This is a genomic window from Micromonospora globispora (genome assembly GCF_003857015.1).
GTDB classification, from domain to species: Bacteria; Actinomycetota; Actinomycetes; order Mycobacteriales; family Micromonosporaceae; genus Micromonospora; species Micromonospora globispora.
In genome coordinates this window covers 1-12,160 of the sequence record NZ_QGGF01000393.1, presented here as the reverse complement: position 1 = coordinate 12,160, position 12,160 = coordinate 1, and the positions used below count along the sequence as shown (strand labels likewise).

General features: G+C 71.5%; 11 protein-coding genes and 2 pseudogenes. 3 read left to right on the top strand and 10 right to left on the bottom strand.

Features of this window, described 5'->3' with window-relative positions; genetic code table 11:
- Both DKL51_RS20820 and DKL51_RS20815 read left to right on the top strand, forming a co-directional pair.
- On the top strand, positions 1–721 hold a 721-nt coding region (locus DKL51_RS20820), incomplete at its 5' end, for an FGGY-family carbohydrate kinase (protein WP_260428600.1).
- A 52-nt stretch (positions 722–773) separates the two neighbouring features.
- On the top strand, positions 774–2,186 hold the full coding sequence (locus DKL51_RS20815; protein ID WP_109944325.1) for an MFS transporter: 1,413 nt from the start codon (positions 774–776) through the stop codon (positions 2,184–2,186).
- A 167-nt stretch (positions 2,187–2,353) separates the two neighbouring features.
- Here DKL51_RS20815 and DKL51_RS20810 read toward each other — a convergent pair whose 3' ends face one another.
- From DKL51_RS20810 to DKL51_RS20775, 9 genes and pseudogenes are all read right to left on the bottom strand, one after another.
- Positions 2,354–4,012: a glycoside hydrolase family 13 protein gene (locus DKL51_RS20810; protein ID WP_109944310.1), complete on the bottom strand. Its 1,659-nt coding sequence runs from the start codon at positions 4,010–4,012 to the stop codon at positions 2,354–2,356.
- A gap of 85 nt (positions 4,013–4,097) precedes the next feature.
- On the bottom strand, positions 4,098–5,168 hold the full coding sequence (locus DKL51_RS20805) for a LacI family DNA-binding transcriptional regulator (protein WP_109944311.1): 1,071 nt from the start codon (positions 5,166–5,168) through the stop codon (positions 4,098–4,100).
- Between the two features lie 63 nt (positions 5,169–5,231).
- Positions 5,232–6,191 (bottom strand): carbohydrate ABC transporter permease, encoded by a 960-nt coding sequence (locus DKL51_RS20800; RefSeq protein ID WP_109944312.1) that lies wholly within the window; start codon positions 6,189–6,191, stop codon positions 5,232–5,234.
- A 1-nt stretch (position 6,192) separates the two neighbouring features.
- Complete coding sequence (locus DKL51_RS20795) at positions 6,193–7,239, bottom strand: carbohydrate ABC transporter permease (RefSeq protein WP_109944313.1); 1,047 nt, start codon at positions 7,237–7,239, stop codon at positions 6,193–6,195.
- A 74-nt stretch (positions 7,240–7,313) separates the two neighbouring features.
- Positions 7,314–8,657: an ABC transporter substrate-binding protein gene (locus DKL51_RS20790; protein WP_109944314.1), complete on the bottom strand. Its 1,344-nt coding sequence runs from the start codon at positions 8,655–8,657 to the stop codon at positions 7,314–7,316.
- Positions 8,658–8,977: 320 nt separating this feature from the next.
- Positions 8,978–9,121, bottom strand: coding sequence for a GPGG-motif small membrane protein (locus tag DKL51_RS35070; protein WP_165823086.1), 144 nt, complete (start codon positions 9,119–9,121; stop codon positions 8,978–8,980).
- Positions 9,112–9,889, bottom strand: a pseudogene (locus DKL51_RS20785) (metallophosphoesterase family protein). Before DKL51_RS20785 ends, DKL51_RS35070 begins: the two are co-directional and overlap by 10 nt.
- Positions 9,890–9,899: 10 nt before the next feature.
- Entirely contained in the window at positions 9,900–10,175 is a 276-nt protein-coding gene (locus DKL51_RS20780) for a hypothetical protein (protein ID WP_109944316.1), read from the bottom strand.
- Positions 10,172–10,828 (bottom strand): annotated as a pseudogene (locus tag DKL51_RS20775) (nucleotidyltransferase); the annotation flags it as partial. The pseudogene DKL51_RS20775 and the gene DKL51_RS20780, both read right to left, overlap by 4 nt.
- An 83-nt stretch (positions 10,829–10,911) precedes the next feature.
- Here DKL51_RS20775 and DKL51_RS20770 point away from each other — a divergent pair.
- Complete coding sequence (locus DKL51_RS20770; protein ID WP_124812400.1) at positions 10,912–11,658, top strand: dTMP kinase; 747 nt, start codon at positions 10,912–10,914, stop codon at positions 11,656–11,658.
- Here the strand turns inward: DKL51_RS20770 and DKL51_RS20765 are convergent.
- Positions 11,643–12,160 (bottom strand): SDR family oxidoreductase (locus DKL51_RS20765; RefSeq protein WP_124812399.1); only part of this gene is annotated, 518 nt, incomplete at its 5' end. The two genes, DKL51_RS20770 and DKL51_RS20765, sit on opposite strands and share 16 nt — an antisense overlap.

Sequence of the window (12,160 nt, the reverse complement as noted above, 5' to 3'; positions counted from 1 at the left end):
GCTCGGCGCCGGGGCCGGTCCCGGGGACGTGGTCGTCTCGATCGGGACCTCCGGGACCGTCTTCGCCGTCGCCGACGCGCCGGCCGCCGACCCGTCCGGCACCGTCGCCGGGTTCGCCGACGCCACCGGCCGGTACCTGCCGCTGGTGTGCACGCTCAACGCGGCGCGGGTGCTCGACGCCGCCGCAGCCATGCTGCGGGTCGGCCTCGACGACCTGAGCGAGCTGGCGCTGGCCGCCCCGCCCGGCGCGGACGGGCTGGTCATGGTCCCGTATCTCGAGGGGGAGCGGACCCCGGACCGGCCGCTGTCCACCGGCGCGGTGCACGGGCTCACCCTGCGCACCGCCACGCCGGCCCACCTGGCCCGGGCCGCGGTCGAGGGGATGCTCTGCGCGCTCGCCGACGGCCTGGACGCGCTCACCGCTCAAGGGGCGACCGTCGACCGGGTGATCCTGGTCGGCGGTGGGGCCCGTTCGGCGGCGGTGCGGCGGATCGCCCCGCAGGTCTTCGGCCGGCCGGTGGTCGTACCCCCACCCGGGGAGTACGTGGCCGACGGCGCCGCCCGCCAGGCCGCCTGGGTCGCCCTCGGCGGGGCGGCGCCACCCGGGTGGACCGTCGGGGACACCGCGGAGTACGCGGCCGAGCCCGTCCCCGCCATCCGGGACCGGTACGCGGCGGCCCGCGACCACACCCTCGACCGGCTCGGCGGGCCGGGGGAGTGACCGGCGAGGAGTCGTCACCCCGTCGTGATCTCCTCCTGGTTTGCTGCCGGACATGACGAGCACCCGGATCGCCCGGCGCGGAAACGCGGCGCACCGGCTCTACAGCGTCGTGGTGTTCGTGGTGCTCGCCTCGCTGGACAACGTGGCGATCGGCCTGGTCCCGCCGCTGTACGGGCCGATCTCCGGGGCGCTGGGCGTGTCGCAGCGGCTGCTCGGCCTGGTCACCGCGGTGAGTTTCCTGGTCAGCGCGGTGGCGGCGGTGGCCTGGGCGTACGTGGGCGACCGGACCAATCGCAAGCCGCTGCTCATGATCGGCACGCTGATCTGGGCGGCCGGTACCGGTGGCAGCGCCCTCGCCCAGAACTACCCCGCGTTCCTGGCCGCCCAGCTGCTGGCCGCGGTCGGGCTGGGGGCGGTCGGATCGGTCGGCTTCTCTGTGGTCACCGACCTGATCTCGCCCCGCCGCCGGGGTCTGGTGATGAGCTTCTGGGGGCTGTCCCAGGGCGTCGGCACCCTCGCCGGCACGCTGACCGGCGGCATGCTCGGCAACACCGACTGGCGCCGCCCGTTCCTGGTGCTCACCGTGGTCGGCTTGGGCGCCACGGTCGCCTACCTCTTCACGTACGACATCCGGCGCGGGCAGAGCGAGCCGGAGCTCGCCGAGGCGCTCGACGCGGGCGCCGAGTACGACTACCGGATCACCCGCGCCGACCTGCCGCGCATCCTCGCCCGGCGCACCAACCGGTGGCTGATCCTGCAGGGGCTGACCGCGCAGGCGGCGTTCGGGTCGCTGGTCTGGTTGCCGGTGCTCTTCGCCCAACGGGCCGAGGCGCAGGGCTACTCCGCGGCGACCGCCGTGGTGGTGGGCAGCGTCTTCGCCACCCTGTTCCAGCTCGGCGGGGTGCTCTCCATCGTGGGTGGGCTGGTCGGGGACGCCCTGCAACGCCGTACGCGCAGCGGCCGCGCCCTGGTCGCGGCCGTGGGCATTCTCGCGGCCGTCCCGTTCTACCTGGTCCTGTTCTTCGTGCCGGTGCGGATCGACGTGCCGGACGGCGCCAGCTCCACGGCGGTGGTCGGGGCGGTCCTGGCCAGCGTGGTCACCGAGCCGACGGTCGGGCTCAGCCTGCTCACGGCGGTGGTGGCGCTCGCGCTCACCTCGGCCAACTCACCGAACTGGTTCGCGCTGATCGCCGACGTCAACCCGCCCGAGCACCGGGGCACCGTCTACAGCCTCGGCAACCTGGTGAACGGGGTCGGCCGGGCGGGCGGCAACGGGCTGGTCGGGGTGGCCTTCCACGCGCTGCGGACGGCCTTCCCGCCGCCGTTGAACTACGCGGTGGGGCTGGCCGCGTTCCAGCTCTTCTTCATTCCCACCGGCGTCATGTACTGGCTGGCCGCCCGGACCTCGCCCGGCGACATCGAGTCGGTGCACGACCTCCTGCACGCCCGCGCCGACCGCCTCTGACCCGCAGGATGCGTCGTCGGGCGGCCCGCCAGGCAGCGGGGGACGCGACCCGTTCACGTCATCAGATTCGTAGCGAGCCGACGTGGACCCGCGGTCCGACGGGCACGGGGTGCCATCCGGCCCGCCGGGCCGCCCCTCGGGTGGGCGGCCCGGCGGGCCGGCGGTGGTCAGGCGCGGAACCAGACCGTCACGTCGGTGGGGACGCGGCCCTCGTCGTCGAGCGGGGCGCTGGTGACCAGCACCTCCGCGCCGTCGGGCAGCGGCACCGATGCCTCCCCGAAGTTGGTCAGCACGGTGAGCGCCCCGTTGGTGAAGGCAAGCACCTCGTCGCCGGAGGAGAGCCAGCTCAACGGGCCCCGGGCCAGCCCGTGCTCGCGGCGCAGCCGCAGCGCGGTCCGGTACAGCTCGTACGTCGAGCCGGGCACCCCACGCTGCCGGTCGAGGGCGTACTCGGCCCAGAGCGGGGGCTGCGGCAGCCAGCTCGCGTCGGTCGGCCCGAAGCCGTACGACGGGGCGTCGGCCTCCCACGGGATCGGTACCCGGCAGCCGTCCCGGCCCCGCTGGGTGTGGTCGCTGCGGTCCCACGTCGGGTCCTGGCGGGCCTCATCGGGGAGCGTGGTGTGCTCGGGCAGCCCCAGCTCCTCGCCCTGGTAGAGGTAGGCGGAACCGGGCAGCGCGAGCATCAGCAGAGTGGCCGCCCGGGCCCGACGCAGCCCGAGCGCGGCGTCCGGCTGCGGGTCACCGATGCCGATGCCGTTCGGCCGGGGCGCGCCGATCGGCAGCGCCAGCCGGGTGGCGTGCCGAATCACGTCGTGGTTGGACAGCACCCAGGTGGTGGGGGCGGCCACCGCGTCGGTGGCCTCCAGCGAGCGGGTGATCACCGCGTACTGGGCCGGCGCGGTCCAGGCGGCGAGCAGGTACTCGAAGTTGAACGCCTGGTGCATCTCGTCCGGCCGGACGTAGTTCGCCAGGCGTTCCGCCGGCTCGACCCACGCCTCGGCGACCAGGATCCGATCCCCGCCGTACGAGTCGAGCAGCCGCCGCCATTCCCGGTAGATCTCGTGCACGCCGTCCTGGTCCCACATGGGCGGCCGGGGCCTGTCCACCTCCTGGCCGGAGAGGATCTCGTGCGGCTCCTGCCAGTCGGCCAGGTCGGCCTGCTTGATCAGCCCGTGTGCCACGTCCACCCGGAAGCCGTCGACGCCCCGGTCCAGCCAGAACCGGAGGATGTCCAGGAACTCGGCGCGCACCTCCGGGTTGTCCCAGTTCAGGTCGGGCTGGCCGGTGTCGAAGAGGTGCAGGTACCACTGCCCGTCCGGCACCCGGGTCCAGGCGGGGCCGCCGAAGACGCTCTGCCAGTCGTTCGGCGGCTCGGCGCCCTGCGCTCCCTTGCCGTCCCGGAAGACGTACCGCTGCCGCTCCGGGCTGCCCGGCCCGGCGGCCAGCGCCGCCTGGAACCAGCGGTGCGCGGACGAGGTGTGGTTCGGCACCAGGTCGACGATCACCCGCAGGCCGCGGGACTTCGCCTCGGCGATCATCTTGTCCGCGTCGGCGAGCGTGCCGAAGAGCGGGTCGACGTCCCGGTAGTCGGCCACGTCGTACCCGGCGTCGGCCTGCGGCGACGGGTAGAACGGCGACAGCCAGACCGCGTCGACGTCCAGCTCGGTGAGGTGGCCGAGGCGGCTGGTGATGCCGGGGAGGTCGCCGACCCCGTCGCCGTTCGAGTCGGCGAAGGAGCGCGGGTAGATCTGATAGATGACGGCCTCGGTCCACCACCTGGCGGCCGGGCCGCCGGCCGGTTGCTGCTGCGTCGCGTCGGTGTTCAGAGCCTTCTCCCCTGCATGTCGAGCCGTGCCGTCCGGTGGTCGGACGGTTGTCTCCTGCCGCCCGCGGCGGCGCGGACGAATCCGTTCAGTGTTCCCTCGGTGGGGCGGTCGATTCCCGCACCACCAGCCGAGTGGGCAGGATCACGGGCGGCGTCGGCGTGTCGACGTCGTCGCCACCGCGAGGTGCCGGGATGCCGCCCGCGTACGGGTCGAGCGTGCGGGCGCCGAGCGGGTCGAGCAGGATCCGGGCCGCGAGCAGCCCCTGCTCGGCCGCCGGTTGGGCGATGGTGCTCAGCCCCAGCACGCCGGCCAGGTCGTGGTCGTCGACGCCGATCACGCTGACGTCCTGCGGCACCCGGAGCCCGGCGTCGCGCAGCGCGGTCATCGCTCCCATCGCCATCTCGTCGCAGGCTGCGAAGATCGCGGTCGGCCGCTGGCCCCGGGCCAGCAGCTCGGCGGTGGCCCGGTTGCCACCGTCGATGGTGAACTGCGACTCCACGTCGAGGCTGGGGTCGGGGCGGATGCCGGCCGCGCGCAGCGCCTCCTGGTAGCCCCGGCGCCGGTCCAGGTGAGTGGTGAACGCCAGTTCGTCGTCGGGGTCGCCGGAGATGTGCGCGATCCGGGTGTGCCCGAGGTCGAGCAGGTGCCGAGTGGCGGTCCGCGCGGCGGCCACGTCGTCGATGCGGACGCACGGCCAGCCGGGCACCGCCGTGCCGGAGCTGATGATGACGCCGGGCAGGTCCAGCGCGGTCAGCGCCGCCACGTCCGGCGTACGCAGCGGGGTGGCGACCAGGATGATCGCATCCACCCGCTTGTGCAGGCTGGCCGGACGCAGCACCCGCCGCCGGGTCTGCTCCCGCCCGCCGAGGTTGTAGAGCAGCAGGTCGTACCCCGACTGGTGGAGGAATTCCTCGACCGCCTCGACGACGGTGCCGAAGAACCAACGGGTGATCCGGGGGACCACCACCGCGACCGTGCCGGTCTTGCCGCCGGCCAGCCGGGACGCGCTCGGCGAGACGGCGTACTGGAGCTGCTCGGCCGCGGCCAGGACCCGGCGGCGGGTCGCGGCCGAGACCGTCGGGAGCCCCCGCAGCGCCCGGGAGACGGTCGCTGTGGAGACCCCCGCCAGGCGGGCGACGTCGTCAATCTTCGTCATCGTTGTTCCCCGCTCCGCCCCGCGCCCGCCGCCGCCGGGGACCGGCGGCGGCGGAGCAGCGGGTCAGCCCTTGACGCTGCCAGCGAGCAGACCCCGCACGAAGTAGCGCTGGAGGGACAGGAACACGATCAGGGGTACGACGATCGACACGAAGGCGCCGGCCGTCAGCCGCTGCCACTCGTTGCCCCGGGTACCGGCCATCTCGGCCAGGCGGACGGTGAGCGGCGCGGTCTCGTTGCCGCCCCCGGCGAAGATCAGCGCGACCAGCAGGTCGTTCCAGACCCAGAGGAACTGGAAGATGCCGAACGCCGCCAGGGCCGGAGTGATCAGCGGCAGGACGATGGTGCGGAAGATCTTCGGGTGGGTGGCCCCGTCGACCCGGGCCGCCTCCATCAGATCCCTCGGCAGCTGCGAGATGAAGTTGTGCAGCAGGAACACCGCGAAGGGCAGGGCGAAGCAGGTGTGCGCGAACCAGACCTGGGCGAACTTCTGCTCGTCGACCAGGTCCCACGCGGGCAGCACGGTGACGCCCGCGACGGTGACGCCGGTGGAGAAGAACTTCAGCAGCGGCACCAGGGCCATCTGCAGCGGCACGATCTGCAACGCGAAGATCGCGATGTAGAGCCAGTCCCGCCCCTTGAAGTCGATCCACGCCAGCGCGTACGCCGCCAGGGACGCGAAGGCGAGCGGGAAGAGCACCGACGGGATGGTGATCGCCAGCGAGTTGATGAAGTAGCTGGCGAGCTGACCCGACGAGGAGCCGCTGAAGAGCACCTGCTGGTAGTTCTCGAGGGTGAACTGCGGGTGGCTGAAGAACGTCCACCAACCGGTGGTCTTGATCTCGTTCTCCGGGCGGATCGAGGAGATCAGCAGACCGAAGGTGGGGATGGTCCAGAGCACCGCGATGACGATCGAGACCAGGGTCGCGACCGGGCTGTTCAGCCGCTTGCGGACCCGGCGGGCGGACGTCGTCTTCCCGGTGGCCTGGGTGCCTGCCGGGACGGTGGGCGTGGCGGTGGTCATCTCAGCCCTCCCGCTGTTGACGCAGGTTGCGGATCTGGTAGATCACGATGGGTACGACCAGGACGAAGAGGAAGACCGCCAGCGCCGAGCCCTGCCCGTTCTGTTGGTACCGGAACGCCTGGTTGTACATCTCGTTGGCGATCACGCTGGTGTCGTAGTTGCCGTTGGTGGCGGTGCGGACGATGTCGAAGACCTTGAGTGTGGCGATCGAGAGCGTCACCACCACCACGATCAGCGCCGGACGGATGCTGGGCAGGGTGATCCGCCAGAACATCTGCCACGGGGTGACCCCGTCCAGGCGTGCCGCCTCGACGATGTCGGCCGGGATGGCCTTGATCGCCGCGGAGAGCACCACCATCGCGAAGCCGGCCTGGATCCAGACCATGATCACGATGAGCAGGAACGTGTTCAGGGGGGACTCGAGCAGCCACTGCTTCGGCTCCCCGCCCAGGCTGACCACGATCTGGTTGAGCAGGCCGATCTGGTCACCCTCGCCGCGGTAGGCGTAGACGAACTTCCAGATGATGCTGGCGCCGACGAACGAGATCGCCATCGGCAGGAAGATCAGGGATTTTGCGACCGCCTCGAACCGGGCCCGGTCCACCAGCACGGCGTAGACCAGGCCGAACGTGGTGGCCACCAGCGGGACCAGGAGGACCCAGATCAGGGTGTTGATCAGGACCCGGACGATCGAGTCCTCGGAGAACATCCAGCCGTAGTTGCGCAGGCCCACCCAGTGGCTGCTGCTGCCGTCCATGAAGGAGAGCAGGGTGGTGCGGATCGCCGGCACCACCAGCCCGACGGCGAGCAGCAGCAGCGTCGGCAGCAGGAAGAAGAGCGCGAAGAGCCCCTCCCGCTGCTTCGGCCGGCGGGGCAGCGGGGCGCCGCTCGCCGAGGCGGCTACCAGCTTCGCCTCGTGTCGGCGCGCGAACCAGGCCGGCACCACGTCGAGGAGCAGGAGCAGACCGCCCACCACCGCGACGAAAGCGATCAGCCCGTACATCAGCATGAGGAACTTCGGCTGTTCCTCCGCGAAGTCGAACTCCATCGACCCTCCCTCAAGGGTTCGGTTGAGGGCGGTGGTCCGGCCCGCCGGAGAGCGGGCCGGACCACCGTCTCAGATCACTTCGGCCAGCTGCTCTCGATGCCGTTTAGCACCGTCGCGGTGTCCTTGCCGTTGATCCAGTCGACCATGCCCTTCCAGAAGGTGCCCGCGCCGACCGCGGCCGGCATAAGGTCCGAGCCGTCGAAGCGGAAGACGGTCTTCGGGTCCTGCAGGATCTGGACGGAGAGCTTGTCCACCGGGTTCGGCACGTTGTTGATGTCGAGCTTCTTGTTCGCCGACAGCCAGTCGCCGATCTTGGCGCGGCTGTTGACGTACTCGCCGGAGGCCAGGTAGGTCTGCACCGCCTGGACCTCGGGACGGTCGGCGAAGGCCGCGACGAACTCGCCGGCACCCAGCACCGGCTTGCCCTTGGCCGGGTCGATGGCCGGGAAGTAGAAGGCGAAGACGTCGCCGTCCTCGGCCACCTTGGTGCCCTTCGGCCACTGGTTGGCGTAGAAGGACGCCTGCCGGTGCATGGCGCACTTGCCGGTGGTGATCGGCGTGCCGGCCTCCTGGAAGGAGGTGGTGGCGATGCTCTTCACGCCGCCGAAGCCGCCGTTGACGTACTTCTCGTTCTTGAGGATGGTCCCGGCCTTGTTGACCGCGTCGGCGACCTTCGGGTCGTTGAACGGGATGCCGTGGGTGGTCCACTGGTCGTAGACCTCGGGACCCGCCGTCCGCAGCATCACGTCTTCGATCCAGTCGGTGGCCGGCCAGCCGGTGGCGTCACCGGACTCGATGCCGGCGCACCACGGCTTGGTGCCGCTCGCCGCGATCTTGTCGCTCAGCGCGATGAGCTCGTCCCAGGTGGTCGGGACGGTCCAGCCCTTCTCCTTGAAGGTCTTCGGCGAGTACCACACGTACGACTTGACGTTGGAGCCGAGCGGAACGCCGTAGAGCTTGCCGTCGACGGTGCTGTACTTCAGCCAGTCGGCGGTGAAGTTCTGCTCGGCCAGCGCCTTGGTGTCGGCGCCGACCGTCTTGATCTTGCCCGAGTCGACGAACCGCTTGAGCAGACCCGGCTGCGGGATGAACGCAAGGTCGGGGGCGTTGCCGCCGTCGACCCGGACGCCGAGCTGGGCCTCGAACTCGCCGCTGCCCTCGTGGTCGATCGTGATGCCGGTGCAGTCCTCGAACTGCTTCCAGGACTGCTCCAGGCGGTCGGCCTCGATGTCCCGGATCGACGAGTAGATCGTGACCTTCTTGCCGTCGTGGCCCTGGTACTTCTCGTATGCGGCGCACTCGGGAGAGCTCGCCTTGTCGCTCTTCTTGTCGTTGCCGGTGCCGCAGGCGGTGGCGCCGAGCGCCAGCCCCAGTACGCCGGCGATCGCGAGAGCCTGGCGTGTTCTGGCAAACGCCATGCCGTTCTCCTTCCTTGCCGGCGCGTGGGGGAAGGAACCCGCGCCGGTCCGATGGTCGTCTCCACATGTAAGCGCTTGCATCACCTCTGGTCCACCCCCAGCCGGACACGGCCCGGTAACAATCCGGAAACCCTGCTCACCGTGGGTGGGCACGCTCCCACGGCGCGCACACCGATGGCCCCCCGGGACGTCCAGGGGGCCAGATTCGGTCGGTTCAGCCAAAGCGCCGGGGTCGTCGTGTCCGGACTCTCCGGTCTGGGAGGACTGAGGTCCGGACTCGACGACCCCGGCGGGTCAGGGGGTCACGAAAGGAGAGCGGATCAGGTGAAGATGCTGACGCCGCCCGGGCCGACCAGCAGGCCGACGATGATGAGGACGATGCCCCACAGGATCTGCCGGCGGAACAGCGCAAGGATGCCGGCGACCACCAGTACGACTGCGAGAATCCAGAGAATCAGCTCCATGGCCGCTGAATACCCGGCTTCTTCATCGAGGAAACCTGGTCACCCGATCAGATGATCTCCCAGGTGGAAGATGCTGTACGCCTGCTTGATGACCGGGTGCGCGACGTTGCGGACGCGTACCCCGCCGGGGGTGGTGCCGCGCTCGCTGCCGTGGTGCGCGTGCCCGTGCAGGGCCAGCGCGGTGGGTGCCGAGTCGATCGCCTGGCCGAGCTGGTAACAGCCGAGGAAGGGGTAGATCTCCAGCGGCTCACCGGCGAGGGTGTCCGGCACCGGGGAGTAGTGGGTGAGCGCGACGAGGAGGTCGCAGTCCAGCCCGCGCAGCGCCTTTCCCAGCGCTTCGGCGCTCTCGTTGGTGGTATGGACGAACGACTTCATCTCCGGCTCGCCGAAGTCGCTGGCGCACCGGCCGGCGAACCCGCCGCCGAAGCCCTTCACCCCGGCGACGCCGAGCCGCCCTCCGGGGCACTCCACCACGATGCCGGTTCCTTCCAGCACGGTGATCCCGGCGTCCTCCAGCACCTTGACCACCTGCGGCACCTGGTCGCACTGGTGCTCGTGGTTGCCCAGCACGGTGATCACCGGCACCCCGAGGTTGCCGAACTCCTGCGCCACACAGCGCGCCTCGGACTCGGCCCCGTGCCGGGTCAGATCCCCGGCGAGCAGCAGCACATCGGCGTGCTCCGGCAGCTCCTCCAGGGCCGGCCGGAATCGGCCCATCACGTCCTGGTCCATGTGCACGTCGCCGACGGCGGCGATGCGGATCACGATGCAACCTCCCTCACGGCAGCTCCTCGACCTGGCTGGGCGCCTGGGCGCGGATCACCCCGATGTCGCTCATGACCGGCACGTCGGGGAAGCGCTCGGCCACCCGGCGCAGGATCTCCTCGCGTCGGTGCGGGCTCTCCACCTCGCCGTAGAGGACGAGGCCCCGTTCCCGGCGGACCACGGTGATGCCCTGCTCGGCGACGGACGGGTCCTCGGCCAGCAGCCGCTGGATCTCCGCCTCGACGTACTCGTCGGGGGCTGCGGCATCGCCGCCGTGCTGCTCGGTCACGGTGTCTCCCTTCCTTCGGATGCGCCGGCCTGCGGCAGGACGTCCAGCCGGTCGAGCAGCACCAGGAACGCCTCCGCGTACGGCGAGTGCTGCGTCTCCTTCCGTACCCGTTCCCAGTCGATCTGTTCCCGCAGCGAGCGGGCCAGCGGCAGGGCCCGGGCGAAGTCGCAGTAGTGCTGGGAGAAGCTGAGCAGCTTGTGCACCATGAGCTGGGTGGCCGAGAGCACCGGCATGTGGATGGCGTCGACCGGCCGGACGATGGTGTCGGCGAAGGTCTCCTCGGTCACCGGGGTCTCGATCGGGCGGTGGATCAGGTCCACCATCCGCCCCTCGTCGTAGACCTTGACCAGCCAGTCCTCCGGCGGGCGCTCGGCGGTGAAGCCCGCCTCGACCAGCGCCTCCAACGCCCGGTCGACGTCCTGTTCCCGGATCAGGAAGTCGACGTCGTGTTCGCTCGAGTGGCCGCCGTGCGCGTACACGGCGAAGCTGCCGCCGAGCGCGAAGGGGATCTCGGACTGCTTGAGCACGGCGGCGACCTTCTTCAGGGTGTGCACCAGGGTCTCGTCCCCGCGCTCGGCCATCTGGTTCTCCCGTCGTCGTGAAGGTGGCGGTGGGAATAGAGTCCCGTACCCGGCAAGGTGGTCGGCCACACATGGCTCCGTCGCGTCCCGCCGTCAACAGGAACGAAACAGACATATCGCCAGGACGTGAGCGCGGGTCGGATAGCCTCGGGTAGGTGGCCAGATCACTGCGGACGCGGCGCGGCGGCCCCCGACTGCGCGCCGTCGCCCTGACCGGCATCGACGGTTCGGGCAAGACCACCCAGGCGCACCGCCTCGCCGAGGCACTCACCGCGGCCGGTCGCCCCGCCACCTACCACCGCAACGCCGGCGGCCGGCGCTGGCTCGGCCGGCTCGCCCACCGGCTCGGCCGGCCGGACGCGCAACGGCTCGTCGGGCGCAACGCGATGCTCGCGGTCGAGTCCGTGCTGCGCTGGCTCGCCATCGCGCTCGCGCTGTTCAGTTGCCTGGTGACCGGCCGGACCGCGGTGATGGACCGCTACTCCGCCTGCCAGTACGCGAGCATCCGGGCGCACGGTGGGCAGCGCTGGGAGCGGCTGGCCCGGGCCGGTTACCGGATCTTCCCCGCGCCGCAGGTGACGTTCCTGCTCGCCGTCGACCCGGCCGAGGCGTACCGGCGGATCGAACGGCGCGGCACCGACCACGAGAGCATGCGCTGGCTCACCGCCGCCGCCACCGCGTACCGCACGCTGCCGGAGTACCCGACCTTCGTGGTGGTCGACGCGGGCGGTTCGCCGGACGAGGTGTCCCGCCGCATTCGGGCCCATCTCACCGAGTGGCTGCCGACCGACGACGATCGGCCCGCCTCCGCCGGCCCGCCGCCCGGGGGCGCCGATCCGCCGCCGGCCGGGGGTGGGACGCCCGAGCGGATTGATCCGCTGCCGGCTCAGGCCCGGCCGTAGACCGGGATGCTGGCGCCGCTGGTCGGGGCGGACTCGTCGGAGGCCAGGAAGCGGATCACCGCGGCGATCTCGGCCGGGGCGACCCAGCGCCGGTGGTCGGCATCGGGCTGCGCGGCCCGGTTGGCCGGCGTGTCGATGACGCTGGGCAGCACGGTGTTGCACCGCACCCCGCGCTGCCGGTACTCCACCGCGACCGCGTTGGCGAAGGCGAGCACCGCCGCCTTGGCGGTGGCGTACCCGGCCGCGCCCGGGAACGGCGCCACCGCGGCCCGTGCCGAGACGCAGACCACCGCGCCACCGCCGGCCGCCATCAGGTGCGGTAGCGCCGCCTGGGTGACCAGATAGGTCGGCCGCAGGTTGATCCGGAGCATCCGGTCGAACTCCTCGACCGGGGTCTCGTGCACCAGCCCGCCGCTGGCGTACCCGCCGACGAGGTTGACCACGGCTCGCAGCGGCGCGGCCGGGTCGGCCGCGCCGCACTTCGACACGCCAGGGGCCGACG